Source organism: Nonomuraea sp. NPDC050227 (assembly GCF_044459705.1).
Lineage (GTDB): Bacteria > Actinomycetota > Actinomycetes > Streptosporangiales > Streptosporangiaceae > Nonomuraea.
Genome location: NZ_JBITJF010000017.1, coordinates 74,193 through 99,901 on the forward strand (window position 1 = coordinate 74,193; position 25,709 = coordinate 99,901).

Sequence of the window (25,709 nt, forward strand, 5' to 3'; positions counted from 1 at the left end):
CCAATGGGAATGTAACCGAAGGGTACCGGTGCGGGTCGCCGGGCTGCGAATCATTACCCATTGGCCGATACGATTCGCCCACCTCAGTTGATTGACTATGGGAGGCAAAGCGGTGGCCACGGGCAAGGACCGGCAGAAGCAGCTGGCACGTGAGCACTACGAGCGGCAGATGCAGCGCCGCATCGAGCGCGAGCAGAAGGCCAAGCGCACCGCGATCATCGGCTCCACGGTCGGCGTGGTGGTCGTGGTGGGCGGCATCGTGGCCGCGGTCGCGCTGCTCGGCGGCGGCGACTCGACGACCGAGGCGTCCGCCTCGCCCTCGGCCTCGGCCCCGCAGGACACCGCGTCGGCCGCGGCCAGCACGGGGCCGAAGCCGTACAACGCGGCGACCGGCACCTGCGACTACGTCAAGGAGGCCGCCGGCGGCCAGGTCAAGGACGTCGGCATGCCGCCGACCAAGGTCAAGACCGAGCCGGCCAAGAAGACGATGACGCTCGCCACGAACCTGGGCGACATCGTGGTCGAGCTCGACAACGCCAAGGCGCCGTGCACGACCAACTCGCTGGCCTTCCTGGCGAGCAAGAAGTTCTACGACGGCAGCAAGTGCCACCGGCTCGGCAGCGACAAGTTCCCCATGCTGCAGTGCGGCGACCCGACGGCCAAGGCCGACGGCAAGAGCCAGGACGGCGCGGGCGGCCCCGGCTACGTGATGGCCGAGGAGAACCTCCAGGGGGCCACGTACAAGCGCGGCACGGTGGCGATGGCGAAGACCTCGGCGCCGGGCAGCACGGGGAGCCAGTTCTTCCTCGTTTACGGCGATCTCGGACTCACCCCGGATTACACGCCGGTGGGTACGATCACCAAGGGGCTCGACATCCTGGACAAGGTGAACAAAGCGGGCGTCATCGCTGACATGGGAGATGGGACCGGAGCACCGAAGCAAACCCTCGAAATCAAAGACGTGACAATCGCCGGCAAGAGCTGACGTAATACAAACTAGGGACGAAGTAGTCCCGAAGGGTCTGATGGATAGTGCGGGAGGACACGGTGAGCACCGACCCGTGGGGCCGGGTAGACGACGACGGCACCGTCTACGTGCGTACGGCTGAGGGAGAGCGGGCCGTCGGCTCCTGGCAGGCCGGTGAACCCGAAGAGGCACTGGCCTACTTCCATCGCAAGTACGACGAGCTGTCCGGCCAGGTACAGCTCCTCGAACAGCGGGTCAAGGGCACCGACCTGGCGCCCGCGCAGGCCGAGGCGAGCATCGCCAAGCTGCGCGAGGCCGTCGCCGACGCCCACGCCGTGGGCGACCTGGCGGCGCTGACGGCCCGCCTCGACGGGCTGACCGAGCTGGTCGGCCATCGCCGCGAGGAGGTCAAGGCCGCCCGCGACCAGGCGCGCGCCGAGGCCAGGGCGGTCAAGGAGCGCATCGTCGCCGAGGCCGAGCGCATCGCCGACGAGACCACCCACTGGAAGTCGGGCGGCGAACGGCTGCGCCAGCTCGTGGAGGAGTGGAAGGCCGCCGACCGGATCGACCGGGTCACCGAGGCCGCGCTGTGGAAGCGGCTGTCGGCCGCCCGCACCGCCTTCGCCAAGCGCCGCAAGCAGTACTTCGCGGGCCTGGACGAGCAGCGTGAGGGCGTGCGCTCGGCCAAGGAGCGCATCGTCGCCGAGGCCGAGGCCCTGGCCGGCTCCACCGACTGGGGCACGACCGCGGCGATCTACCGCGAGCTGATGCAGCAGTGGAAGACCGCCGGGCGCGCCTCGCGCGAGGCCGAGGACGAGCTGTGGGGCCGCTTCAAGGCCGCCCAGGACCAGTTCTTCCAGGCCCGTTCGGCGGTCTTCGCCGAGCGCGACGCCTCGCTGGCGGCCAACGCCGAGGTCAAGGAGGAGCTGCTGGCCGAGGCCGAGAAGATCCTCCCGGTCACCGACGCGCGCACGGCCAGGGCGGCGCTGCGGCACGTCCTGGAGCGCTGGGAGGCCGCCGGACCGGTGCCGCGCGAGCAGCGCGACCGGCTCGAAGGCGGGCTGCGCAAGGTCGACGAGGCCGTGCGCAAGGCCGAGGACGCCGAGTGGAAGCGGTCCAACCCCGAGGCCAGGGCCCGCGCCCAGAGCACGGTCGACCAGCTGCGCGCCTCCATCGAGCAGCTGGAGAAGCGGCTGTCCAAGGCGCAGGCCGCCGGCCGGGCCAAGGACGTCAAGGAGGCCGAGGAGGCGCTGGTCGCCCGCCGTTCATGGCTGGAGGAGGCCGAGCGCACGCTGACCGAGTTCAGCTGAACCGATCTTCGGAAGGCGGCCGGGGTCCTACGCTGACGGCATGGACCCCGTCAGCGTCGCGCGCGCCCTCGTCGACGAGCTGTTCCCCGGCGCCCTGTACGCCTTCGTCGGCGGCAGCGTGCTCACCGAGCGCCGCACCAGCACCTCCGACCTCGACGTCGTGGTGGTGCTCGACGGGCTGGCCGTGCCCTACCGCGAGTCCCTGCGCTGGCACGGCTGGCCCGTCGAGCTGTACGTCCACAGCGAGACCAGCCTCGACGCCTACGTCGACCGCGACCTGGCCGAGCGCAAGCCGGGCGTGGCCCGCATGTGCGCCGACGGCGCGGTGCTGGTCGACCGCACCGGCGGCCGGGCCAGCGACCTTCAGGCGGCGCTCGGCGACCGGCTGGCCGCCGGTCCCGGCGGCCTGGCCGCCGCCCGCGCCGACCAGGCCCGGTACGCCCTGTCCGACCTGCTCGACGACCTGGCCGGCGCGACCGACCCCGGCGAGCAGCTGTTCATCCGCTGGCAGGTGGTCCAGGAGACCGCCAGGCTGGCCCTCGACGTGGGCGGCAGGTGGCGGGGCAACGGCAAGTGGCTGCTGCGCGAGCTGCGCGGGCACGACCCGGCGCTGGCCGACGAGCTGCTGGCGGCCCATTCCGACCCGGAGCTGCTGACCTCGGTGGCCTCAGGCGTCCTGGAACGGGCCGGAGGGCGCCTGTGGGAGGGCTACCGGGCCGAGGGCGACCCCTTCCACCTCCCGCTGCGTCACATCGCCTCGGACGCGCTGTCGGGCGACACGGCGCAGAGCGCCGGGATGCGCAGGCTGGCCGCCGTCAGCGGGGCCACGGCCGGCTCCTCGGCCCTGTGGATGGGCCAGACGCACGTCGCGCCCGCCACCCGCTCCTCCGACCACCACCACGGCGCCTCGGAGACCGCCATCTACGTCGTCAGCGGCTCGCCGCGCTTCGTCTTCCTCCAGGACGGCCGCGAGCGGCGCATCGAGGCGGCCCCCGGCGACTACGTCTACGTGCCGCCCTACACCCCGCACCGCGAGGAGAACCCCGACCCCGAGCGGGAGGCCGTCGTGGTGATCGCGCGCAGCACGCAGGAGGCCATCGTGGTCAACCTGCCGGACCTGAAGGGCTGACCCGCGGCCGCTCAGCTGCCGGCGCCGCTCACCCGGTAGACGTCGAAGACGCCCTGGATGCTGCGCACGGCCTTGAGCACGTGGCCCAGGTGTTTCGGGTCGCCCATCTCGAAGGTGAACTTGCTGATCGCCACCCGGTCGCGCGAGGTCGTCACGGACGCGCTGAGGATGTTGACGTGCTGGTCGGACAGGGTGCGCGTGACGTCGGACAGCAGGCGCGGCCGGTCGAGGGCCTCGACCTGGATGGCCACCAGGAACACGCTGTCGTCGCCGGGCGACCAGCTCACCTCGACCAGCCGGTCGGGCTGCTCCCTGAGCTGCTGGACGTTGGTGCAGTCGGCGCGGTGCACGGACACGCCGTGGCCGCGGGTGACGAAGCCGACGATCTCGTCGCCGGGCACCGGCGTGCAGCACTTGGACAGGCGCACCCACACGTCGGCATCGCCCGCCACGACCACGCCCGCGCCGCCGCCGCGCGGACGGCCGCGCAGCCGGGTCGGCAGGGACGTCTCGGCGATGTCCTCCTCGGCGCTCTCCACGCCGCCGATCGAGGCCACGAGCTTCTGCACGACCGCCTGCGCGGCGATGTGCCCCTCCCCCACGGCCGCGTAGAGCGCCGAGACGTCGGGATAGCGCAGGTCGCGGGCGAGCGCCAGCAGCGCCTCACCGGACATCAGGCGCTGCAGCGGCAGGCCCTGCTTGCGCATGGCGCGGCCGATGGCCTCCTTGCCCGCCTCGATCGCGGTCTCGCGGCGCTCCTTGGAGAACCACTGCCGGATCTTGTTGCGGGCCCGGCCGGACTTGACGAACTTCAGCCAGTCGCGCGACGGCCCGGCGTCGGGCGACTTGGAGGTGAAGATCTCGACCGTGTCGCCGTTGCCGAGCCGCGACTCCAGCGGCACCAGCCGCCCGTTGACGCGCGCGCCGATGCAGCGATGGCCGACCTCGGTGTGGACGGCGTAGGCGAAGTCGACCGGCGTGCCGCCCTCGGGCAGGGCGATGACCTGGCCCTTCGGGGTGAACACGTAGACCTCGGAGACCGACAGGTCGAAGCGCAGCGACTCCAGGAACTCGCCCGGGTCGGAGGTCTCCTTCTGCCAGTCGAGGAGCTGGCGCAGCCAGGCCATGTCGCTGCCCGGCTTGACCTTTCCGGTGGGCCCCGGCGCGCCGACCTCCTCCTTGTACTTCCAGTGGGCGGCCACGCCGTACTCGGCCCTGTGGTGCATCGCGTGGGTGCGGATCTGCAGCTCGACCGGCTTGCCCTCGGGACCGATCACCGTGGTGTGCAGCGACTGGTACATGTTGAACTTGGGCATCGCGATGTAGTCCTTGAACCGGCCGGGGACCGGGTTCCAGCGCGCGTGGATCGTGCCCAGCGCCGCGTAGCAGTCGCGCACGCTGTCGACCAGGACCCGGATGCCCACCAGGTCGTAGATGTCGTCGAAGGCGACGTCGCGGGCGATCATCTTCTGGTAGACGGAGTAGTAGTGCTTGGGCCGGCCCTTGACCACCGCGCGGATCTTGGCCTCGCGCAGGTCGCCGGAGACCTTCTCGATGACCTCCTGCAGGAACAGGTCGCGCCGCGGCGCGCGCTCGGACACCATGCGCGCGATCTCGTCGTAGCGCTTGGGGTAGAGCATGGCGAACGCGAGGTCCTCCAGCTCCCACTTGATCGTGTTCATGCCGAGCCGGTGGGCCAGCGGAGCGAAGATCTCCAGCGTCTCGCGGGACTTCTGGTGGCGCTTGTGCTCGGGCAGGTAGCGCATGGTGCGCATGTTGTGGAGCCGGTCGGCGAGCTTGATGATCAGCACGCGGATGTCGCGCGACATCGCCACGACCATCTTGCGCACGGTCTCGGCCTGCGCCGCGTCGCCGAACTTGACCTTGTCGAGCTTGGTGACGCCGTCGACCAGCGAGCCGATCGTGTCGCCGAAGTCGGCGCGCAGCTCGTCGAGGCTGTAGGCGGTGTCCTCGACGGTGTCGTGCAGCAGCGCGGCGCACAACGTCTCGTCGTCGGTGCCCAGCTCGGCCAGGATCGTCGCCACGGCGAGCGGGTGGGTGATGTAGGGGTCGCCCGACTTCCGCTTCTGGTCGCGGTGGTGGTAGGCGGCCATGTCGTAGGCGCGTTCGATCAGGCGCAGATCGGCCTTGGGATGGGTGGCCCGGACCGTGCGGAACAGCGGCTCCAGCACCGGATTCATGGCCCCACCCCCAAACCGCCGTCGACGCACCGCAGGAACGCCGGGCGCGTCGGCATTACCTGCGTCGGTTACGTCGGGCGCGACCACATCACGGGGCACTCAGACTCCTCACGTTCGAGTCCAGATCCCCCCAGTGTATCCAGGCTGGGAACCCGGACTCGCTCGGGCCGTCTCAGACGATCACCAGGGAGTGCAGGTCGACGGCCGGCAGACGCTCGCGCCCCTTGAGAAAGGCCAGCTCCATCAGCACCGCGATGCCGACCACGTGCGCGCCAGCCCGCTCGACGAGCTCGATGGTGGCCTTGGCCGTGCCGCCGGTCGCCAGCACGTCGTCGACGATGAGCACCCGGTCGCCGGGCGCGAAGGCGTCGCGGTGCACCTCGATGGTGGCCGAGCCGTACTCCAGGTCGTAGGACTCCTCCAGCGTCGCGGCCGGCAGCTTGCCCTTCTTGCGCACCGGGACGAACCCGGCCGCCGCCCGGTAGGCCACCGGCGCCGCCAGGATGAAGCCCCTGGCCTCGATGCCGACGATCTTGTCCACCTCGGTGAGGCCGGCCAGCTCCTCCACCACGGCCGCCATCGCGACGGGGTCGCCGAGCAGCGGGGTGATGTCCTTGAACAGCACGCCGGGCTTGGGATAGTCGGGGACGTCCCTGATCCGGTCCAGGATCAACTGGCTGAGCTCGCTCATCGTGCTTCCATCGCCTTCCTCGTGGGTGCCGCGCTCCATGATGGCCTACTCCGGACCCTCCTCGGACCTCGCGACGTCCCGGACGGCCTGTGACGGGCCTCAGACGCCCGCCGGGAACGAGCCCAGCCCGGGGTGCCCCACGACCCCATCCGGCGCCGCACGGCCCCCCTGAACGCGACGGCGCCCCCGCCCTGACGGACGGGGGCGCCGTGACGAGCCACGGACGGGGCTCAGCCCTTCGCTACGGCTGCGCTTTTGGAACCCTTCGCCCCCTTGCCGGTGGTGGAGGCGAGCCGGCGCGCGATGGCCTGGTACTTCGGCTCCCGCTCCTTGAGCGTCACCAGCATCGGCGTGGCCACGCACAGAGACGAGTAGGTGCCGACGATCATGCCGACGAACAGGGCCAGCGACAGGTCCTTCAGCGTGCCCGCGCCGAGCAGCGTGGTGCCGATGAACAGGATGGCCGCCACCGGCAGGATCGCGACCAGCGAGGTGTTCAGCGACCGGATCAGCGTGTGGTTGAGCGCGTTGTTGGCCGCCATCGAGTACGTCATCTTGGAGGTCGTGCCCAGCTTGGCCGTGACCTCCTTGATCATGTCGAACACCACGACCGCGTCGTAGAGCGAGTAGCCGAGGATGGTCAGGAAGCCCAGCAGCGTCGCCGGCGTGACCTCGAAGCCCGACCAGGCGTAGACGCCGGCGGTGATGACGAGGTCGTGGATGAGCGCGACGATCGCCGACAACGCCATCTTCGGCTCGAACGCCATCGACAGGTACAGGATGATCGCCAGCATGAAGACGCCCAGGCCGATCCAGGCCTTCTGGGAGACCTCACCGCCCCAGGAGGCGCCGATCGACTGGACGCTGACGTCCTTGACCGGGACCTTGTACTCCTTGGCGATCGTGGTCTGCATCTGGTTGAGCGTCGACTCCGTCAGGGTCTCGGTGGTGACCCGCCAGTTGTCGCGGGCCCGCTGCACGATCACCTGGTGGGCGCCCTGCGTGCGGAAGTCCTCGCGGACCTCCTCGACGGTGCCGCTGCTGGCCGGGAACGTGAAGACCGTTCCGCCCTTGAACTCGACGCCCAGGTTGAGCCCGTTGAACAGGATGCCGGCCAGGGAGACGGCCAGCAGCAGGCCGGACAGGCTGTACCAGAGCCTCCACTTGCCGACGAAGTCGACATCGATCTCGCCGCGGTAGAGGCGACGCCCCAGTCCCATCTCAGGCCTCCTGCGGAGTGGTCGTGGCGGCCGGCTCGGTGCTCATGCGCTCTGCGTCGAGGCCGGACAGCGGGTGGCCCTTGGCGAAGAACTTCAGCCTCGCCAGCAGGGCGATGAACGGCTTGGTGAACATGAACACCACCACGATGTCGATCAGCGTGGTCAGGCCCATCGCGAAGGCGAACCCGGCCACACCGCCCACCGCCAGGAAGTACAGCACGATGGCGGCGATGAACATGACGGCGTCGGCGATCAGGATCGTGCGCCGGGCACGGACCCAGGCCACCTCGACGGCCGCGCGAAGCGTCCGCCGACCTTCCTTCATCTCATCACGTATGCGTTCGAAGTACACGATGAAGGAGTCGGCGGTGATGCCGATCGAGACCACCAGGCCGATGATGTGCGGCAGCGAGAGCCGGAAGCCGGCGTTGTGGCCGAGCACGACCACCGCCGTGTACGTCAGGATCGAGGCCACGACGAGGCTCAGCACCGCGACGATGCCGAGGCCGCGGTAGTACAGCAGCGAGTAGACGACCACCAGGCCGAGGCCGATGATGCCGGCGATCAGGCCGCCTTCGAGCTGGTCGGCGCCGAGCGTCGAGGACACGGTGTCGATCGAGCTGCGCTGGAACTTCAGCGGGAGGGCGCCGTACTTGAGCTGGTCGGCCAGGTTGGTGGCGCTGACCTGGTCGAAGCCGCCGGTGATCTCGGCGCGGCCGCCGGGGATCGGGCTGATGATGTTGGGGGCCGTGATGACCACGCCGTCGAGGACGACCGCCACCTTGTTGCGCGGCTCCTGGGCGTTGTAGGCGGTGGTGGTGAGCTTGCTCCACTCGCCCGCGCCCTTGCTCTTGAAGTCGAGCTGGACGATCCACTCCACGGTGCCCTGGCGCACGCCGGCCGAGGCGGTGTCGATGTCGGTGCCGACGACCTTGGCGACGTCGAGGACGTACTTGTAGCTGCCGTCGGTCTCGCAGGCCGCGTACTGCTTGTTCGGGTCGTCCTGGACGCCCTGGCCGCGGTTCTTGGGGTCGGAGCAGTCGAGCTTGTGGAACTGCTGCAGCACCGCGGGGTCGATGCCCTGCGTGTTGATGCCGGCGTTGGGGTCCTGGTTCGGCTGCGCGGGCGGCGTGCTCGGCGACGGCGTCGGCGTGGCGTTCTTGCCCTTGGTGTTCTGCTTCTGACCCGTCTGGTTCTGGGCCGTCTGGCCGCGGCCGGTCTGCGTGGCCTCGGGCGTGGCGCCCGGCGTCGGCGCGGTCAGCGCGGACGACAGCGCCTTGCCCGTCGGGGACGCGCTCGGCGTGGTCGCCGACTGCGTGCCGGACGGCTTGCCCGACGGCCTGGCGGTCGAGGACGGCTTGGCAGACGGCGAGGCGCCCGGCGTGGGCGCCTCGGTGGTCAGGTTCTGCGGGACCTGCGTGGCCTCCATGGCGAGCACCTGGCGGAAGCGCAGCTCCGCCGTGGTGGCGACCAGCTTGATGGCCTCGCTCTGTCCGACGCCCGGGATGGAGATGATGATGTTGTCGCCGGACTTGGCGACCTCCGCGTCGGAGATGCCGGTGCCGTTGACCCGGTCGCGGATGATGTTGACCGCGCGGTCGAGGATCTCTTCAGGCGGAGACTGACCGGACTGGGTCACGGGTGACAACGTCACCGTCGTTCCGCCGGCGAGGTCGAGTCCCAGCTTCGGCGTGAACGCCTTCTGCAGGAACATCGTCCCGCCCAGGGCGAGGATGAGCGCCAGCAGCACCAAGAGCGTGCGCCCTGGTCGGCTGTGGCGGCTGGTCGGTCGGGCCACTGGTCGTCGATTCTCTCAGATAGGGGTTTGTCGCAGAGCTTAGTCAGGACTGCTTGCTGCTGGAGCCCTGATCGCCGTTGGGCTCGACGGTCGTGTCGGACTCCTTGGCGTCACCGTCGGCCACGTCGGTCACGACCGGCTCGTCGGCCACCACCGGAGCGTCACCGGGCTGGACCACCCGGCCGATGGCCGCCTTGACCCAGCGCGTCTCGATGCCGGGCGCGACCTCCAGCACGACGTCCTCGTTGTCCACCGCGACGACCGTGGCGAACAGGCCGGTCGTGGTCATGACGCGGGCGCCCGGGGTCAAGGAGTTCTGCATCTGCTGCGCTTCCTGCTGGCGCTTGCGCTGCGGACGGATCAGCAGGAAGTAGAACACCACCACCAGAAGGATCAGCGGCAGGATGCTTCCGAGTTGTCCCATGTCCATAGGGGCGACCTTCCATAGTCGTTCAAGAATTTGACACCGGCCTCGCGCCGGAAATTCCGTTGCGTAGCTCTCGGGCCGCGCCGCTCAGCCCGTCAGCCTACACAGCCAGCCAAGGCACGGAGTGTAGGCGGTTGTTATGAAACGCGGCAACGAGGCAGCGATTCGGCGCGCGGGGAAGTTCCCGATTTGAAATGGTTGCAACCGTTTCGTGATCACGGTGAAACGGCGGCCCCGAAAGCGTCCGGCGGTGGTGTCATACCCAGGTGTGTCCAGGCGGAAGCGGTCGCGACCCGGCCGCGCGGGGTCCTGGCCAGCAGCCCCTGCCGCACGAGGAACGGCTCGGCCACCACTTCGACGGTCTCGGGCTCCTCCCCCACGGCCACGGCGAGCGTGGAGAGACCGACGGGACCGCCGCCGAACTTGCGCAGCAGCACCCCGAGCACCGCCCGGTCGAGCCGGTCGAGCCCTTCGGCGTCGACTTCGTAAAGATTGAGCGCGGCCGAGGCAATGTCTCGATCGATCACTCCGTCGGCGCGCACGTCGGCGAAGTCGCGGACGCGGCGCAGCAGCCGGTTGGCGATGCGGGGCGTGCCGCGCGACCGCCGGGCGATCTCGTGGGCGCCCTCCTCGGGCAGGACGACGCCGAGCAGCCGCGCCGACCGGTGGAGCACCTGCTCCAGCTCGCCGACCTCGTAGAAGTCCATGTGGGCGGTGAACCCGAACCGGTCGCGCAGCGGCGCCGGCAGCAGGCCGGCCCGCGTGGTGGCGCCGACCAGCGTGAACGGCGCGATGTCGAGCGGGATCGCGGTCGCGCCCGGCCCCTTGCCCACGACGATGTCGACCCGGAAGTCCTCCATGGCCAGGTAGAGCATCTCCTCGGCGGGCCTGGCCATGCGGTGGATCTCGTCGATGAACAGCACCTCGCCCTCCGTCAGCGTGGACAGGATGGCGGCGAGGTCGCCGGCCCGCTCCAGGGCGGGGCCGGAGGTGATGCGGAGCGGCATGTTGAGCTCGGCCGCGATGATCATGGCCAGGGTGGTCTTGCCCAGGCCGGGCGACCCGCTCATCAGCACGTGGTCGGGCGGACGCTGCCGGCGCATGGCGCTCTCCAGCACCAGGGACAGCTGCTCGCGCACCCGGCCCTGGCCGATGAACTCGCCCAGCCGCTTGGGCCGCAGCGCCGCCTCGATCTGCAGCTCGTCGCCGCCGGCGTCGGCGGAGACCAGCTCGCGCTCATAGTTCATGGCCACCGCTCCTTCCCGCGCGCCGGGGCGTCGTCTCGGACTTCATGATCATCGTACGCTGAGCGACCGGAGCGCGGCCTTCAGCAGCGCGGCCACCTGCGGCTGGCGCCCGGCGGCGAGGTCGGCCTCGGCCTCCGGCGCGACCCCGGCCACCGCCTCGTCGGCGTCCTTGCTCGAATAGCCCAGGCCCACCAGGCCGGAGTGCACCTGCTCGCGCCACAGGGCGGCGCGCCGCTCCCCGCCGATCGCCGCGTTGACGGCCTCCTCGGGGGTGCCGAGCCGGTCCTTCAGCTCCAGGACGATGCGCTGGGCGCCCTTCTGCCCGATGCCCGGCACCCGCGTGAGCGCCTTGAGGTCGGCGGCGGCCACGGCCACCCGCAGCGCGTTGGGCGTGTGGACGGCGAGCATCGCCAGCGCCAGCTTGGGGCCGACGCCGCTGGCCGTCTGGAGCATCTCGAAGACGGCCCGCTCGTCGTCGCCGGCGAAGCCGTAGAGGGTCAGCGACTCCTCGCGCACCACCAGCGACGTGGCCAGCCTGGCCTGCTCGCCCACGCGCAGCGTGGCCAGCGTGCCGGGGGTGCAGTGGGCGAGGATGCCGACGCCCCCGACCTCGATCACGGCTCCGTCGGGCGCGACCGACGCCACCCTGCCCGCCACCGACGCGATCACGACTCGGTCTCCTTCTCCACGAACTCCACGAAACGGCCGGCCCGCGCTTGCCGCACGGGTCAGCGCCCCTTGCCGGCGCGGGCCATGGCCTCGGCCAGCCGGTGCTGGGCGCCGCCGCGCCAGATGTGGCAGATGGCCAGGGCCAGCGCGTCGGCGGCGTCGGCCGGCTTGGGCATCTCGGCCAGCCGCAGCAGCCGGGTGATCATCGTGCCGACCTGCTTCTTGTCGGCCGTGCCGCTGCCGGTGACGGCGGCCTTGACCTCCGAGGGCGTGTGCAGCGCGACCGGCAGCCCGCGCCGGGCCGCGCACAGCACGGCGATCCCGGCCGCCTGCGCGGTGCCCATGACGGTGCGGACGTTGTGCTGGGCGAAGACGCGCTCCACGGCCACGGCGTCGGGACGGACCTCGTCGAGCCACCGCTCGATGCCGGCCTCGATGCCGACCAGCCGGGCGCCGAGCTCCTCGTCGGAACCCGTGCGCACCACCCCGACGGCCACCAGCGACAGCGGCGCGCCCGGCCGGCCCTCGACCGCGCCCAGGCCGCACCGGGTCAGCCCCGGATCGACGCCCATCACCCGCACCGGCTTGCCTCCCGCGCCGCCGAACATCTGTTCGGCACGAGACTCTACCCCGGCCGAGCTGGCCGCGCACCGTGAATCGCCCGCCGCGAACGGCGGGCGGGCCCGTCAGAAGTAGTCGAGCATGTACGGCTTGGCGGCGAAGGCCGTGTCGAGCAGCTCGTCGTGACGGTCGTCGCCGGACATCAGGCCGGTCCTGCGCAGCGTCGCGGTGGGCACGCCCGCGTACAGGGCGGAGAAGCCGCCGACGCTCAGCGCCGCGCCCCCGCCGTCTGCCGGAGTGGCCGGGACGGCCGTGCCGGAGCCGCCGGAGAACTCCAGCCGGAAGGAGCCGCCGCCGCGCAGCGGGTCGTCCACGGAGACCGCGGCCCCGCCCGTGACGGCGGCGGGGAAGCCCCTGCGCGCCACGGCCGCGGCCACGTCGAGCACCCTGAACATCCAGCGCACCTGCGTGACGCGGTCGGTGGAGCGCTCGCCGAGCAGCCACAGCACCGGGTCGTCGGGGGCGACCGGCGCGGTGACCTTCCTGGCGATGGACGACGAGCTGCCCACCATCGACCACAGCGCCCTGGCCGTCTCCCCCGACCCGGCGACCAGGTTCTCGACGTGCATGTCGTCGCCGTTCCAGCGGTAGACGAGGTAGCCGTCGGGGGCCAGGTAGAGGAAGTCGTCCTCGTTGGACAGCCAGACGCGCCAGGCGTTCTCGTCCCAGGCGACGGGGCCGCTGGAACGGGCCGCCTCGTGCGTGCGGTGGAGCAGGGAGACGACCTCGGCGGCGTCGGCGGGGCCCATCCTGCGCAGCTTGACCTCGCCGGACGGCCTGATGCGGCGCAGCGACTCGGCGGGCAGCGTGATCATGTGCCGGGCTCCGGCGTGCTCGTAGCCGAGCGAGCGGTACAGGGGCGTGGTGGCCGGGTAGAGCGCCGAGACGGCGTCGCCGTGGGCGGCGGCGCGGTCGATGACGGCGCGCATGATGGCGGTGCCGACGCCGTGACCGCGGTCCTCCGGGTTGACGGTGACCCCCGCGACGCCGGCCATGGGCTGCGGACGGCCATACCACCATTGGGTGAAGCCGCGCAGCCGGGCCGAGGCGGCGAGCCTGCCGCCCTCGAACGCGCCCAGGTAGCGGCCCTCGCCGAGCGTGGGCGTCACGGTGCGGCGCCACCGCTCGGCCTCCGCGCCGGAGATCGGGCCGAAGGAACGTTTACGCAGGTCGAGAACGTCGTCGAGGTCGTCAGGGGTGAGATCGCGAATTTCCACAACCACTCAACCTACGGGCTGGTACGGGCGGGTCGCGATCCGTTTACGCTGACGGCGAGCCTGTCGAGGTACCGCAGCTGGGCGGCCACGACGGCGGCCAGCGCGACCACGACGACGACCAGCGGGGTGCTCGCGCCGACGTCGGGGACGCCGTGGAAGCCGCCGAGCCGGCCCATCTGCGCGACGGGCACGGTGAACAGCTCCGGGCTCTGGGCCACCAGCAGCGGCCAGAGCACGTCCTGGGCGTTGACCAGCGTGACGGCGCCGGCCAGCACGCCCGCCATCGGCAGGGACGGCAGCAGGACGCCGCCGAAGAAGTCCCGGTCGTTCCGCTCGGCCAGCCCCTTGCACAGCAGCGTCAGCACCAGCAGCGCAGGGACGCTGACCAGCAGCGGCGGGAACAGGGCGAAGAAGGTGTCCACGAGACGCAGGTTGCGCATGTTCTGCCAGTCGGCCACGCCGAGGGGGCCGGTGCCGACGAACAGCCACGGGGCGAACGGCAGCAGCAGCCACTCGCTGCGCGCGCCCAGGGGACGCAGGCCGCCGATGCCGAGGGCGGCCAGGTAGGCCACGCCGACCGACACCAGCGCGCCGGCCACGGCGGGGACCCAGGTGTTGACCTGCGCGCGCAGCCCGCCGGACGCGGCGCCGTCGCCGCCCGCGAGCACGCCGGAGATCCACGGCCAGGCGCAGACCAGCCCGACCGCCACCACCAGCACCAGCGCGACGGCCCCGGCGGCGACGCCGCCTCCGGCCCGCGCCCGCCCGGGATCCGAGCCGGGGAACGCTCCACGCCGATCCCGCTCGGGGAGCACGGTGACACGGAGGCGGGCGGCCACCGCGGCGACCACCGCGACGACGCCGAGCACGCCGAGAAGCACGCCCGTCAGGGCCGCGACGGCCGCCCCAGGGCCGAACTGGGCCATTCTGAAGGCGAAGTCGTACTGGAGGCCCGCGAGGGTCTGTGTGGCGCGCTCAGGGCCTCCCCGGGTGAGCGCCATGCCGATCGAGAACGCCTGCGCCCCCACGGCGACGGTCGCCAGCGCCACCAGCACACCCACCACGACCGTGGCGCGCCCGGCGGTGCCGCCGCGCAGCGCGGGCAGGAACGCCGTCAGCGCCAGCGCGCACACCACCCCGAAGGTGGCGGCCACGACGACGAGCCGCAGCGTCCCCGGGGCCGTGGCGGGGTCGCGCAGGCCCTCGGCCAGCGTGGCGATGCCCGGACCGTCGGGCGACGTCCCCCGCAGCCAGGCCGCCGCCACGCCGATCGGCGAGAACGTGACGATCGCCAGCGACGACACGACCAGGCCCGCGCGCCGCACCAGGGCGCCGCCCCGGTCGAGCGCCAGGGCGAGCAGCGGCCCCACGGCCACGGCCACCAGCAGCGGCCCCACGGTCAGCGAGAGCGTGAAGCCGAGCGCCCGCCAGAACTCCTCGCCGCCCAGCACCTTGCCGTAGTTGTCCAGGCCCACGAACCTGCTCGGCTGCAGCACGCCGCCGCTGTGCAGGCTGAGCACGATCGTCTGGACCGTCGGCAGGACCAGCGTGATCAGGGTGCCGAGCAGGGCGGGCACGGCCAGCAGCCAGCCCAGCGCGCGGTAGGACGCCGGTGGCCGGGCGGCCGGGGGCACGGGGACAGGAGTCGGTGGGATGGGGGAATTCACGTCGCCCGACCCTAGCCGCGTCAGGGCGCGGGCGCACGCGTAACGGCCGGGTGGGCATTTGGTGTCGAACACCCGCGGGCCCGGCAAGTGCCAGGTCAAGGGCGGAAACCGGCCCCGGGAAAGAGCGAGGGCCCGGGGTCGCCCCCGGGCCCTCGGTGGCGCGGGATCAGTCGAGGGCGGCCAGGACGTCGTCGGAGACGTCGAAGTTGGCGTAGACGTTCTGGACGTCGTCGCTGTCCTCCAGCGCGTCGATCAGGCGGAACACCTTCTTGGCGCCCTCCTCGTCGAGCGGCACGCTCATCGTCGGCAGGAAGCTCGACTCGGCCGAGTCGTAGTCGATGCCGGCCTCCTGGAGCGCCTTGCGGACCGGCACGAGGTCGCCGGCCTCGGAGACGACCTCGAAGGAGTCGCCCATGTCGTTGACCTCTTCGGCGCCCGCGTCGAGCACGGCCATCAGGACGGTGTCCTCGTCGAGGCCGTTCTTGGGCACGATCACGACGCCCTTGCGGTTGAACATGTACGACACCGAGCCCGGGTCGGCCAGCGAGCCGCCGTTGCGGGTCAGCGCGACGCGGACCTCGGAGGCGGCGCGGTTGCGGTTGTCGGTGAGGCACTCGATGAGCACCGCGACGCCGCCGGGCGCGTAGCCCTCGTACATGATGGTCTGCCAGTCGGCGCCGCCGGCCTCCAGACCGCCGCCGCGCTTGCGCGCCCGCTCGATGTTGTCGTTGGGCACGGAGTTCTTCTTGGCCTTGAAGATGGCGTCGAAGAGGGTGGGGTTGGCGTCCGGGTCAGGGCCACCGGTCCGTGCCGCCACCTCGATGTTCTTGATGAGCTTCGCGAACAGCTTGCCGCGCTTGGCGTCGAGCGCGGCCTTCTTGTGCTTCGTCGTCGCCCATTTGGAGTGGCCGGACATTACCTAGAGCTCCCTCACCATGTCTACGAAGTAACGGTGCACGCGCGTGTCCCCGGTCAGCTCCGGGTGGAACGAGGTCGCGAGCAACGGCCCTTGACGGACCGCGACGATCCTATCCCCAGGCTCGGCCGTGCCCAGCACCTGAACGTCAGTGCCGATCGATTCCACCCACGGAGCACGGATGAACACAGCGTGGACGCGTTCGCCCGCGAAGTCCAGGTCCGACTCGAACGAGTCCACCTGGCGGCCGAAGGCGTTGCGCCTGACCACCATGTCGATGCCGCCGATGGTCTGCTGGCCCTCGATGCCGTCCTCGATGCGGTCGGCCAGCATGATCATGCCGGCGCACGAGCCGTAGGCGGGCAGGCCCTCCTTGATCCGCATCCGCAGCGGTTCCAGCATGTCGAAGGTGTCGGCGAGCTTCCACATGGTGGTCGACTCGCCGCCGGGGATCACCAGGCCGTCGACCGCGTCGAGCTCGGCCGGGCGGCGCACGGCGACGGCCGACGCGCCGGCCTCCTGGAGCATGCGCGCATGCTCGCGCACGTCTCCCTGGAGAGCGAGTACACCGATCGTGGGCACAGCGATCCTTCCGTTAAGGTCCGGTTTCCGACAATTCAACACCATGATGGCCCGGCATCTTCCTACCAGAGCACTCTGGCGTAAAAGCGGAGTCAGGCGGCGGCCTGGACGGCGTCCACGCGGGCCAGGGCGCTCAGGTGGTGGCGGCGGGCGTACAGGAAGGCCATGCCGATCGCGCAGCAGGCGGCCCCGACGACGTAGGGGACGGCGATGCCGGTCTCCTCGCCGAGCTTGGTCGCGACGAACGGCGCCAGCGCGCCGCCCATCCAGCGCACGAAGTTGTATCCGGCCGAGGCGACGGGCCTCGGGGCGTCGGAGACCTCCATGGCCGACTCGGTGAAGACGGTGTTGTTCAGCCCGATCGGGATGCCGGACAGGACGGTGAACACGATGATGCCGACGTGCGCCCCGGCCGTCCCCGACACGGCGATGCCGACCTGGAAGAGCGCGAGCAGGCCCAGGGCCAGGTGCAGCACGTTCACCGAGCCGATCCTGCGCTGCAGCGGCGGCGCGCCGAACACCGAGGCCAGCGCCACGCAGACGCCCCAGCCGAAGAACACCGCGCCGATGCCGTACGGCGACATGTGCAGGATGAACGGGGTGAAAGCGAGGATCGTGAAGAAGGCGAAGTTGTAGAACAGGGCGGTGAAGGCGGTCGTGGACAGCCCGCCGTGGGCCAGGGCCCGGATGGGGGCGCTGAGCCTGGTCTTGACCGCGGGCCTCGGCCCCGTCCTGAGCAGGGTGGCGATCAGCACGAAACCGGCGGCCATCAGCGTGGCGGTGCCGAAGAACGGCGCCCGCCAGTTCCAGTCGCCGAGCAGCGCGCCGACCAGCGGGCCGGCCGAGATGCCGAGACCGAGCGCGGCCTCGTACAGGATGATGGCCGACTCCGCGCCGCCGCTGGCCGCGCCGACGATGACGGCCAGCGCGGTGGCCACGAACAGGGCGTTGCCCAGACCCCAGCCGGCGCGGAAGCCGACGAGCTCGGCGACGCTGCCGGAGGTGCCGGCCAGCGCGGCGAACACCACGACAAGCGCCAGCCCGGCCAGCAGCGTGCGCTTGCCGCCGATGCGGCTGGAGACCCAGCCGGTGATCAGCATGGCCACGGCGGTGACCAGGAAGTAGCTGGTGAACAGCAGGGACACCTGGCTGGGCGTGGCGTGCAGCCCTTGGGCGATGGAGGGCAGGATGGGGTCGACGAGGCCGATGCCCATGAAGGCCACGACCGCGGCGAACGCGGTGGCCCAGACGGACATCGGCTGGCGCAGGATTCCGCCGCCGGTTTGCATGTTGTCCCCTTACTGGGTGGTTCTGTCGATGCCGAGCTTGGCCAGGACGGGCAGGGCCGCCGCGAGAACGTCGCGCTCGTCGTCGGTGAGCGCGGCCAGGTCCTGGGCGAGGCGGGCGATCCTGGCCCGGCGCACGGCGTGCAGCCGGTCGCGGCCCTCGCCGGTGAGCTCGACCGTCCTGACGCGGGCGTCGGCCGGGTCGGAGCCGCGCGCCACCAGGCCCGCGTACTCCAGCCGGTTGATCTGCACGGTCATGGTCGGCAGCTGGACGGCGTGCTCCTCGGCCAGCTCGGTCATCCGGCGCGGGCCGTGTTCGAGCGAGCCGAGCACGGCGTACTGCTGGGTGGTGACGGGCTGGCCGGCGCTGGAGCGCCGCAGCAGCAGGACCAGGTGGCGCAGCACCTTGGAGACCTGCTCGGCCATCTGGGTGGGATCTTCCCTCATGCTTAGCCCAACTAACTTAGCCTGGCTAATATTCCGGGCGAAGAAAAGGCGGCGTCCCAGCCCCCGGGGACGCCGCCTGCCTCAGGGCTACGGGCGTTCGGTCTCCAGCCGGACGGTGTCCTCCACCGTCACCTGCTTCCTGGCGCCGATCGCCGGGTCCAGCGGCCGCAGGTACGTCTGCCGCACCCCCGGCACCCGGTCCTCCACCACGAACGTCGCCCGCGTGTACGCCTGCGCCCCAGGCTCGCGCACCTGCGGCACGACCTTGAAGTCGGCCGTGAGCAGGTCGCGCTCGATCTTCGTCAGCACGTATCCGCGCTGGTTGTTGTAGAACTTCAGATGCGGGTTGATCGTCAGGTACGGATGCGTCGCCGGGTCGGAGTCCGCGCCGTCGCCGCCCGTGGTGATGGAGGTGGCCACGAGTTCCGAGCCCACGGTGGGCCCGGTCGGGTCGTCGTAGTCGAGCTTGAGGTCGCTGGCCCAGTGGGCGTGCACGTCGCCGGTCAGCACCACCGGGTTGCGCACCTCGGCGTCCACCCAGCCCTGGGTGATGCGCCGGCGGGAGGCGACGTAGCCGTCCCAGGCGTCCATCGAGGTGATCTTGGCGGGGCCGGCGTTGTTGTCGCGCTGGGCGAAGAACACCTGCTGGCCCAGGATGTCCCACTGGGCGCGCGAGCGGTGGAAGCCGTCGATCAGCCACTGCTCCTGCGCCGCGCCGGTGATCGAGCGCGCCGGGTCCACGGCGGCCGGGCAGTCGCGGTAGCCGTCGCCGCAGCCCTGGTCGTCGCGGTACTGGCGGGTGTCCATCATGTGGAAAGTGGCCATCCTGCCCCACCGGATCCGCCGGTAGAGCTGCATGTCGATGCCGCGCGGGATCGACGTGCGGCGCAGCGGCATGTTCTCGTAGTAGGCGCGGAAGGCGGCGGCGCGGCGGGCCAGGAAGTCCGGCTGGGGCACCTCCGGCTTCTCCGGCACCTCGTCGGCCCAGTTGTTGTCCAGCTCGTGGTCGTCCCAGACGACCAGCCAGGGCGCGGCGGCGTGCGCGGCCTGCAGGTCGGGGTCGGCCTTGTACTGGGCGTGCCGCTGGCGGTAGCCGGCCAGGGTCTCGGTCTCGGGGCCCTCGTGGTCGCGGACGTTGCCGCCCGGGATGGTGTAGGTGTCCTTGGTGTACTCGTACTGGTAGTCGCCCAGGTGCAGGATCAGGTCCGGGTGCTCCTCGGCCAGCCTGCGGTAGGAGGTGAACCAGCCGTGCTCGTACTGGGCGCAGGAGACGAAGGCCATCGACAGCGCGCCGCCGTAGGACAGCGGGTGGGGGGCCGTGCGCGCCCGTCCCATGGGCGAGACGTACGGGCCGACGCGGAAGCGGTACCAGTAGTCCCGGTCCGAGCTCAGCCGGTCGACCTCGACGTGCACGCTGTGCCCCCACTCCGGCACGGCGACGGCCACCCCCGACCGGACGACGCGGCGCCCGCGCTCGTCGGCGTAGACCTGCCACTGCACCGGGAACGGGCGCTGCGGCATGCCGCCGAAGCCGTCCTCGGCCAGCGGGTTCTGCGCCAGCCTGGTCCACAGCACGAACCCCTCGTGGTCGGGGTCGCCGCAGGCCACGCCGAGCGTGAAGGGGTCGGTGGTCAGCCCGCGCGAGGCCAGTGCCTGCGCGGTCTCTGCGGCGGGGTCCGGCTCGGCGCTCGCCGCGGTGGCGGGGATCGCGGCGGCGGCGCCCGCCGCCAGGCCGGTGACCAGGAAGTGCCGTCGGTTCAGCTGGGACACGGTGCGCTCCTCGGGACGATCAAGGGTGAGGGACGCCCGTAGCCTGACCGAGTCTCATGACAGGCCGGTGAACCGCGGACAACACGAAAGAGGCGACATCCTTCGCGAATGCCGCCTCTTACGAAGCTTTTCATCGTCACATGACGATCATGGACCTACGGCGGGCCGCCGACCTGCGACGACGCGCCGGTTCACCAGCCGCGCTCGGCCAGCCGGTGCGGCTGCGGGATCTCGTCGACGTTGATGCCGACCATGGCCTCGCCGAGACCGCGCGAGACCTTGGCGACGACGTCGGCGTCGTCGTAGAACGTGGTGGCCTTGACGATGGCCGCGGCGCGCTTGGCCGGGTCGCCCGACTTGAAGATGCCCGAGCCGACGAACACGCCCTCGGCGCCGAGCTGCATCATCATGGCGGCGTCGGCCGGGGTGGCGATGCCGCCCGCGGTGAACAGCACGACCGGCAGCTTGCCGTTCCTGGCGACCTCGGCGACCAGCTCGTAGGGGGCCTGCAGCTCCTTGGCGGCCACGTAGAGCTCGTCCTCGGCCAGCGTGGTGAGGCGCCTGATCTCGGCGCGGATGGTGCGCATGTGGGTGACGGCGTTGGAGACGTCGCCGGTGCCGGCCTCGCCCTTGGAGCGGATCATGGCCGCGCCCTCGGTGATGCGGCGCAGGGCCTCGCCCAGGTTGGTGGCGCCACAGACGAAGGGCACGGTGAACTGCCACTTGTCGATGTGGTTGGCGTAGTCGGCCGGGGTGAGCACCTCGGACTCGTCGACGTAGTCGACGCCGAGCGACTGCAGGACCTTGGCCTCGACGAAGTGGCCGATGCGGGCCTTGGCCATGACGGGGATCGACACGGCGGCGATGATGCCGTCGATCATGTCGGGGTCGCTCATCCTGGACACGCCGCCCTGGGCGCGGATGTCGGCGGGCACACGCTCAAGGGCCATGACGGCGACGGCGCCGGCATCCTCAGCGATCTTGGCCTGCTCGGGGGTGACGACGTCCATGATGACGCCACCCTTGAGCATCTCGGCCATGCCGCGCTTGACGCGGGCCGTTCCGGTGACGGGGGTGCTTTCAGGCGTGCTGGACACGGTCTTCCTCACGGGCTCTCAGGGCGGACGGTAAGTTATCAAACCCATCGTAGGTCCTGATGGACCCCTCCCCCGACATGCCACGATGTCAGGATTTGCCGCTCAACTTATACAGAACGGTCTATCAAGGGGTGACGGGCTTGCGGCTGGCGAGCGCGATCCAGACCTGGCCGGGGGCGAAGTTCATCGGCTCGCCGCTCTCAGTGGTGAACGTCGTACCGGTCTCCTCCGATTCCCGTTCCCAGTTGGCCGCGTAGGCTTTGCCGTCGCGCAGCACGACGGCCTTGCCCTTGCCGGTGGTGTGCACGAGCGGGGTGTAGCTCTGGTGGAAGTCGTGGAACTGCGAGCGCTCGGTCTTGGTGTACTGCACGACGATCGTGGGCGCGCCGAGCTGGCCGCCCTCGGCCGCCATGTCCTTCTTGCCGTCCTGCCAGATCAGCCACTGCTTCTTGGCCTCCGACCAGGCGAAGGTGAAGCGCGCCGCGGGCCACCTGACGGTGTACGACTTCTTGTCCACGCCGCCCTCGGCGGGCGCGTCGCCGAAGGTGAAGCCGATGTCCTTGGCCTCGGTGGCCTTGGGGGCGCCCGACAGCAGCTTCCTGGTGTTGGCGAACAGGTTGTAGGGGGCGTAGCGGCCCGGCTGGCGGAAGTAGGCGCCGGGGTTGCGGGTGTCGCCCACGTCGTACAGCGGGGCCTTGGCGATGAACGGCAACATCTTGGTCTGCGCGCCGGAGTAAGCGAACGCCGGCTTGCCGAACTGCGGGACGATGTGCAGGTCGGAGATGCGGGCGCTGCGCACGGGGCCCACCTTGGCCGGGATCTTCGAGGAGAAGATCGCCATGAGCCGGGTCAGGCCGGCCTCGACCTGCTCGACGTAGACGACGTCCGCGCTCTTGAGCCCGAGCTGGGGCTTGCCCGCGGCGGTGTTCTCGATCTTCACCGCGAGCACCGGCTTGAGCTCCTCGAAGGGCTGCCCGGTGAACGGGTGCCCCTCGGCCTGCTCGGTGGGCTCCTCCGAGGGGGCGGCGGTGGCCGCCTGCGGCGCCTTGCCGGACGCGGGAGGCTCGTCGGACGAGCAGGCCGCGACGGGCCCCAGCACGGCCGCCCCTGCCAGAGTCACCGAGATCATCCGGGATAGCCGCACCTTGCAACAACTCCTCGCCTTTGCCCAGAAATCGGGAGAAGCTTACCGGCCTCCCCACATTTGGTCATTCAGGCGACATAGTTGCGGGCGGATTGTCATCAATCTCGAAGAATTCCGGGAACTCGGTGTGACCGGCCAATCGCAGCGTCCTGGCCAGCCAGCGCCGCTGCGCCGTACGGGTGACCCCGACCGCGTTGTTGTAGAACCGGCGCGAATAGACGACCTTGGCCACCGCGGCGTCGAGCTCCTCCAGCAGGTCGCCGCCGCCGGGCGCCTCGGCCAGCTTCTCCCGGAAACGCTCCTGGTCCACCGCGGCCCGCAGGGCCCGCGACAGGTCGCTCTCGGCGTGCTCGCGCTCCTCGGGCCCGGCGATCCTGGCCTCGTGGGCGGCGGCGGCCAGCACCAGCGAGGTCGCGGGGTCGAGCAGGCGCGAGCCGGCCAGTTCGAGCACCACGGCCCGGCGCCGCATGAGCGCGGCGTCCAGCGCCTCGCGGGCCAGTTCGAGCCGGATGTGCAGGCGGTCGAGCCGGCCCGCGCGCCAGGAGATGTAGACGGCCGTGAGCACGACGACGATGCCCACGATCAGCACGATCATGGTGGATGTCACAGCGGTTCCCTACAGGAGCTCTCGGCGGGCGGTCACAGGTCTTCCTCCACCCGGCCCGCGCCGCTGGTGGTCACCGTCTCGTAGACGCGCACCACGTCGCGGGCGACCGTGGACCAGTCGTACTTCCTGACCGCCACCAGCGCCTCGGCGGCCAGTTTGGCGCGCCGCTCGGGCGCGTCGAGCAGCGCGGCGGCCTCGCGGGCGAGCGAGGCGGCGTCGCCGTTGGCGAACAGCGCGCCGGCCTGCCCCTCGCCCAGCACCTTGCGGAAGGCCGGGATGTCGCTGGCCAGCACCGTCGCCCCCGAGGCCATGGCCTCGGCCAGCACGATGCCGAAGCTCTCGCCCCGGGTGTTGGGGGCGCAGAACACGTCGACCGAGTGGTAGGCGCGGATCTTGTCGGCCTCGCTCACCATGCCGAGCACGGTGACCCGCTCGTGGAAGGGCTTGGGCACCTTGTCGTAGACGTCCTTGGCGTCGCCGGGCCCGGCGATGAGCAGCTTCAGGCCGGGACGCTCGGCGGCCAGGGCGTTGAAGGCGTCGAGCAGGATCGGCAGGCCCTTGCGCTCCTCGTCCATGCGGCCGAGGAAGCCGATGGTGGCGCCGTCGGGGCCCCAGCCGGGCAGCGGCTCGGCCTCGGTGTAGCGGGCCACGGTCACCCCGTTGGGGATCAGCACGGTGTCGCCGCCGAACTGCTCGACCAGGCTCTTGCGCGCCGCGTCGGAGACCGCGATGCGGCCGCTCAGCTTCTCCAGCGCGCTGCGCAGCAGCGGCTCGGCCACCGCGATGGCGCGCGAGCGGGTGAAGGAGGCGTGGAAGGTGGCCACGATCGGCCCCTTGGCCGCCCAGCAGGCCAGCACGCCGAGGCTCGGGATCAGCGGCTCGTGGATGTGCAGCACGTCGAAGTCGCCGGTACGCACCCAGCGCCGCACCCGCGCGGCCGACAGGAACCCGAACGACATCCGGGCCACCGACCCGTTGTAGGGCACCGGCACCGCCCGGCCGGCGCCCGTCACGTACGGGGGCAGCTCGTCGTCGTCGGCGGCGGGCGCGATGACCGAGACCTCGTGCCCCTGCGCCATCAGCGCCTGGGCCAGGTCGTCGATGTGCTGCTTGACCCCGCCCGGCATGTCCCAGGAGTAGGGGCAGACGATGCCGACCTTCATTTCGGCAGGTCCTCCAGCCAGAGCCGCTGCAACATGTGCCAGTCCTCCGGGTGCTCGGCGATGCCCTTCTCGAAGACGTCCGTCATGGCCTGGGCGACGGCCGCCACCTTCTCCTGCCGGGTGCCCTCGGCCGGCACCGGGATCTCCTCGTGGATGTGGATGCCCCAGTCGTCGCCCACGAAGTAGACGGTGGCCGGCAGCAGCGCGGCGCCGGTCTGGACGGCCAGCAGCGGCGGCCCGGCCGGCACCTTGGTGGTGGCGCCGAAGAAGCGCACCTCGATGCCGCTCTTGGTCAGGTCGCGCTCGGCGGGCAGGCAGACCACGCCGCCCTTGCGCACGCGGCCGGCGAGGGTGCCGAAGTTGTGGCCGTCGCCGCCGGTGAGCGGCAGCACCTCCATGCCGAGCCCTTCGCGGAAGGCGACGTAGCGGCGGAACAGCGACTCGGGCTTCAGCCGCTCGGCGACCGTGGTGAACGGATGGCCGACGCCGACCAGCCAGGCGCCCGCCGCGTCCCAGTTGCCCATGTGCGGCAGGGCCAGCACCACGCCCCGGCCCGTGGCCAGGGTGTCGTGGATGTGCTCGGCCCCGATGACGTGGGTGCGCCGGACGATCTCCGGCCGCGGGATCGAGGGCAGGCGGAAGACCTCGTGGAAGTAGCGGAAGTAGGAGCGCATGCCGGCCCTGCTCAGCTCGCGCAGCTCCGCGCTGCCGGCGTCGATGCCGGTGACCCTGGCCAGGTTGGACTCCAGGCGGCGCACGGACTTGCCGCGCTTGCGCCACACCCGGTCGGCCAGGAGGCGGAAGACCGCCGCCGTGGGCCGCTGGGGCAGCAGCGGGACCAGTTTCCAGCCCGCCGCGAAGCCCGCCGCCACGAGGCGGTCGCCGATGGAGGTCTTCTCGCTCATCGCTCCCTCGTCTGCCGGTGGACGTGCACGACCCGCTGCACGACGGTGATGGTGGAGGCCGCCGCCAGCAGCCACATCCCGAGCGGCAGCACGTACGGCACCCCGACCCCCGAGAAGAAGGTCGCGACCAGGGCCACGACCAGCCGTTCGGGACGTTCGGCCAGCCCCACGTCCGCGGTGAGCCCGAGGCCCTCGGCCCTGGCCTTGGCGTAGGAGACCAGGGACCCGGCGACGAGGCAGGCCAGCGTCACGCCGGCCATCAGCGTGTCGCCCCCGGCGACGAAGTACATGATCAGGCCGGCGAAGATGGCGGCGTCGGCCACCCGGTCGAGCGTGGAGTCGAGGAAGGCGCCCCAGACGGTGCCCCCCTTGCCGCCCAGCCGGGCCACGACGCCGTCGAGCAGGTCGAACAGCACGAAGACGGTGATGAGCAGCGCCCCCCAGGCCAGCTGGCCCAGCGGGAACAGGAGCAGGGCCGAGATCACCGTGCCGAGGGTGCCGATCGCCGTGACGGCGTTCGGGCCGATCCCGCGGCCGACGAGAGCCCTGCCCAGCGGGGTGAGTATCCGGGTCATGGCCGGTCGCAGGAGTTTGAGCATCGCGGTCCGATCGTAGGCCATCACGTGAG

The 25,709-nt window shown here is 71.2% G+C and carries 24 protein-coding genes; 3 read left to right on the plus strand and 21 right to left on the minus strand.

What is annotated here, in order from left to right; all coding sequences use genetic code 11:
- Nucleotides 1-97 precede the first annotated feature (97 nt).
- The 3 genes from ACIBK9_RS46510 to ACIBK9_RS46520 all read left to right on the plus strand — a co-directional run bounded on the left by ACIBK9_RS46510 (nucleotide 98) and on the right by ACIBK9_RS46520 (nucleotide 3,406).
- Nucleotides 98-985, plus strand: a complete 888-nt coding sequence (locus ACIBK9_RS46510; RefSeq protein ID WP_397165453.1) for a peptidylprolyl isomerase — start codon at nucleotides 98-100, stop codon at nucleotides 983-985.
- Between the two features lie 62 nt (nucleotides 986-1,047).
- Entirely contained in the window at nucleotides 1,048-2,277 is a 1,230-nt protein-coding gene (locus ACIBK9_RS46515) for a DUF349 domain-containing protein (protein ID WP_352361439.1), read from the plus strand.
- 40 nt (nucleotides 2,278-2,317) lie between these two features.
- Nucleotides 2,318-3,406 (plus strand): cupin domain-containing protein, encoded by a 1,089-nt coding sequence (locus ACIBK9_RS46520; protein WP_397165455.1) that lies wholly within the window; start codon nucleotides 2,318-2,320, stop codon nucleotides 3,404-3,406.
- Nucleotides 3,407-3,417: 11 nt separating this feature from the next.
- Here ACIBK9_RS46520 and ACIBK9_RS46525 read toward each other — a convergent pair whose 3' ends face one another.
- From ACIBK9_RS46525 to pgsA, 21 genes are all read right to left on the minus strand, one after another.
- Nucleotides 3,418-5,607 carry a bifunctional (p)ppGpp synthetase/guanosine-3',5'-bis(diphosphate) 3'-pyrophosphohydrolase gene (locus tag ACIBK9_RS46525; RefSeq protein WP_352330550.1) on the minus strand — a complete coding sequence of 730 codons (2,190 nt, stop codon included), beginning with the start codon at nucleotides 5,605-5,607 and terminating at the stop codon, nucleotides 3,418-3,420.
- 172 nt (nucleotides 5,608-5,779) lie between these two features.
- Nucleotides 5,780-6,298, minus strand: a complete 519-nt coding sequence (locus ACIBK9_RS46530) for an adenine phosphoribosyltransferase (protein WP_358285759.1) — start codon at nucleotides 6,296-6,298, stop codon at nucleotides 5,780-5,782.
- Between the two features lie 230 nt (nucleotides 6,299-6,528).
- Nucleotides 6,529-7,518: a protein translocase subunit SecF gene (gene secF / locus ACIBK9_RS46535; protein ID WP_352361431.1), complete on the minus strand. Its 990-nt coding sequence runs from the start codon at nucleotides 7,516-7,518 to the stop codon at nucleotides 6,529-6,531.
- A gap of 1 nt (nucleotide 7,519) precedes the next feature.
- Nucleotides 7,520-9,316 (minus strand): protein translocase subunit SecD, encoded by a 1,797-nt coding sequence (secD, locus tag ACIBK9_RS46540; RefSeq protein WP_397165457.1) that lies wholly within the window; start codon nucleotides 9,314-9,316, stop codon nucleotides 7,520-7,522.
- 43 nt (nucleotides 9,317-9,359) lie between these two features.
- On the minus strand, nucleotides 9,360-9,746 hold the full coding sequence (gene yajC / locus ACIBK9_RS46545; RefSeq protein WP_397165459.1) for a preprotein translocase subunit YajC: 387 nt from the start codon (nucleotides 9,744-9,746) through the stop codon (nucleotides 9,360-9,362).
- 212 nt (nucleotides 9,747-9,958) lie between these two features.
- Entirely contained in the window at nucleotides 9,959-10,990 is a 1,032-nt protein-coding gene (gene ruvB, locus ACIBK9_RS46550; RefSeq protein ID WP_397165461.1) for a Holliday junction branch migration DNA helicase RuvB, read from the minus strand.
- Nucleotides 10,991-11,038: 48 nt separating this feature from the next.
- Complete coding sequence (gene ruvA, locus ACIBK9_RS46555; protein ID WP_358285749.1) at nucleotides 11,039-11,659, minus strand: Holliday junction branch migration protein RuvA; 621 nt, start codon at nucleotides 11,657-11,659, stop codon at nucleotides 11,039-11,041.
- A gap of 59 nt (nucleotides 11,660-11,718) precedes the next feature.
- Complete coding sequence (ruvC, locus tag ACIBK9_RS46560; RefSeq protein WP_352361457.1) at nucleotides 11,719-12,240, minus strand: crossover junction endodeoxyribonuclease RuvC; 522 nt, start codon at nucleotides 12,238-12,240, stop codon at nucleotides 11,719-11,721.
- 105 nt (nucleotides 12,241-12,345) lie between these two features.
- On the minus strand, nucleotides 12,346-13,497 hold the full coding sequence (gene eis / locus ACIBK9_RS46565) for an enhanced intracellular survival protein Eis (protein ID WP_397165463.1): 1,152 nt from the start codon (nucleotides 13,495-13,497) through the stop codon (nucleotides 12,346-12,348).
- 11 nt (nucleotides 13,498-13,508) lie between these two features.
- A complete protein-coding gene (locus ACIBK9_RS46570) occupies nucleotides 13,509-15,164 on the minus strand; it encodes a carbohydrate ABC transporter permease (RefSeq protein WP_397165464.1) in 1,656 nt (551 codons plus the stop codon).
- Nucleotides 15,165-15,330: 166 nt separating this feature from the next.
- Nucleotides 15,331-16,080 (minus strand): YebC/PmpR family DNA-binding transcriptional regulator, encoded by a 750-nt coding sequence (locus tag ACIBK9_RS46575; protein ID WP_352322550.1) that lies wholly within the window; start codon nucleotides 16,078-16,080, stop codon nucleotides 15,331-15,333.
- A 3-nt stretch (nucleotides 16,081-16,083) separates the two neighbouring features.
- The gene (gene pdxT / locus ACIBK9_RS46580; protein ID WP_387665108.1) at nucleotides 16,084-16,707 is read right to left on the minus strand and encodes a pyridoxal 5'-phosphate synthase glutaminase subunit PdxT; all 624 of its coding nucleotides are present in this window, start codon (nucleotides 16,705-16,707) and stop codon (nucleotides 16,084-16,086) included.
- 47 nt (nucleotides 16,708-16,754) lie between these two features.
- A complete protein-coding gene (locus tag ACIBK9_RS46585; protein ID WP_397165466.1) occupies nucleotides 16,755-17,951 on the minus strand; it encodes an MFS transporter in 1,197 nt (398 codons plus the stop codon).
- Nucleotides 17,952-17,960: 9 nt separating this feature from the next.
- Nucleotides 17,961-18,395, minus strand: a complete 435-nt coding sequence (locus ACIBK9_RS46590) for a MarR family winged helix-turn-helix transcriptional regulator (protein ID WP_397165468.1) — start codon at nucleotides 18,393-18,395, stop codon at nucleotides 17,961-17,963.
- An 87-nt stretch (nucleotides 18,396-18,482) separates the two neighbouring features.
- A complete protein-coding gene (locus ACIBK9_RS46595; protein ID WP_397165470.1) occupies nucleotides 18,483-20,165 on the minus strand; it encodes an alkaline phosphatase D family protein in 1,683 nt (560 codons plus the stop codon).
- A gap of 191 nt (nucleotides 20,166-20,356) precedes the next feature.
- Nucleotides 20,357-21,274 (minus strand): pyridoxal 5'-phosphate synthase lyase subunit PdxS, encoded by a 918-nt coding sequence (gene pdxS, locus ACIBK9_RS46600; protein WP_352322555.1) that lies wholly within the window; start codon nucleotides 21,272-21,274, stop codon nucleotides 20,357-20,359.
- Nucleotides 21,275-21,386: 112 nt separating this feature from the next.
- The gene (locus tag ACIBK9_RS46605; protein ID WP_358285731.1) at nucleotides 21,387-22,391 is read right to left on the minus strand and encodes a DUF3048 domain-containing protein; all 1,005 of its coding nucleotides are present in this window, start codon (nucleotides 22,389-22,391) and stop codon (nucleotides 21,387-21,389) included.
- Nucleotides 22,392-22,470: 79 nt separating this feature from the next.
- Nucleotides 22,471-23,013 (minus strand): hypothetical protein, encoded by a 543-nt coding sequence (locus ACIBK9_RS46610; protein WP_357703256.1) that lies wholly within the window; start codon nucleotides 23,011-23,013, stop codon nucleotides 22,471-22,473.
- Nucleotides 23,014-23,045: 32 nt separating this feature from the next.
- Nucleotides 23,046-24,176, minus strand: coding sequence for a glycosyltransferase family 4 protein (locus ACIBK9_RS46615; protein WP_352361402.1), 1,131 nt, complete (start codon nucleotides 24,174-24,176; stop codon nucleotides 23,046-23,048).
- Nucleotides 24,173-25,081 (minus strand): phosphatidylinositol mannoside acyltransferase, encoded by a 909-nt coding sequence (locus ACIBK9_RS46620; protein WP_397165472.1) that lies wholly within the window; start codon nucleotides 25,079-25,081, stop codon nucleotides 24,173-24,175. The genes ACIBK9_RS46615 and ACIBK9_RS46620 overlap by 4 nt, the downstream gene beginning before the upstream one ends.
- Nucleotides 25,078-25,680 carry a phosphatidylinositol phosphate synthase gene (pgsA, locus tag ACIBK9_RS46625; protein WP_397165474.1) on the minus strand — a complete coding sequence of 201 codons (603 nt, stop codon included), beginning with the start codon at nucleotides 25,678-25,680 and terminating at the stop codon, nucleotides 25,078-25,080. Before pgsA ends, ACIBK9_RS46620 begins: the two co-directional genes overlap by 4 nt.
- Between the last annotated feature and the right edge of the window lie 29 nt (nucleotides 25,681-25,709).

Bases quoted from the DNA above. Each gene is read 5' to 3' on its own strand.
- ruvB (WP_397165461.1), bottom strand. From the start codon at position 10,990: ATGAACTATGAGCGCGAGCTGGTCTCCGCCGACGCCGGCGGCGACGAG.
- secF (WP_352361431.1), bottom strand. From the start codon at position 7,518: ATGGGACTGGGGCGTCGCCTCTACCGCGGCGAGATCGATGTCGACTTC.
- ACIBK9_RS46510 (WP_397165453.1), top strand. From the start codon at position 98: ATGGGAGGCAAAGCGGTGGCCACGGGCAAGGACCGGCAGAAGCAGCTG.
- ACIBK9_RS46605 (WP_358285731.1), bottom strand. From the start codon at position 22,391: ATGATCTCGGTGACTCTGGCAGGGGCGGCCGTGCTGGGGCCCGTCGCG.
- ACIBK9_RS46585 (WP_397165466.1), bottom strand. From the start codon at position 17,951: ATGCAAACCGGCGGCGGAATCCTGCGCCAGCCGATGTCCGTCTGGGCC.
- ACIBK9_RS46620 (WP_397165472.1), bottom strand. From the start codon at position 25,081: ATGAGCGAGAAGACCTCCATCGGCGACCGCCTCGTGGCGGCGGGCTTC.
- ACIBK9_RS46530 (WP_358285759.1), bottom strand. From the start codon at position 6,298: ATGAGCGAGCTCAGCCAGTTGATCCTGGACCGGATCAGGGACGTCCCC.
- ACIBK9_RS46520 (WP_397165455.1), top strand. From the start codon at position 2,318: ATGGACCCCGTCAGCGTCGCGCGCGCCCTCGTCGACGAGCTGTTCCCC.
- pdxT (WP_387665108.1), bottom strand. From the start codon at position 16,707: ATGGTGTTGAATTGTCGGAAACCGGACCTTAACGGAAGGATCGCTGTG.
- ACIBK9_RS46590 (WP_397165468.1), bottom strand. From the start codon at position 18,395: ATGAGGGAAGATCCCACCCAGATGGCCGAGCAGGTCTCCAAGGTGCTG.
- ACIBK9_RS46615 (WP_352361402.1), bottom strand. From the start codon at position 24,176: ATGAAGGTCGGCATCGTCTGCCCCTACTCCTGGGACATGCCGGGCGGG.
- yajC (WP_397165459.1), bottom strand. From the start codon at position 9,746: ATGGACATGGGACAACTCGGAAGCATCCTGCCGCTGATCCTTCTGGTG.
- pgsA (WP_397165474.1), bottom strand. From the start codon at position 25,680: ATGCTCAAACTCCTGCGACCGGCCATGACCCGGATACTCACCCCGCTG.
- ACIBK9_RS46575 (WP_352322550.1), bottom strand. From the start codon at position 16,080: ATGTCCGGCCACTCCAAATGGGCGACGACGAAGCACAAGAAGGCCGCG.
- ACIBK9_RS46525 (WP_352330550.1), bottom strand. From the start codon at position 5,607: ATGAATCCGGTGCTGGAGCCGCTGTTCCGCACGGTCCGGGCCACCCAT.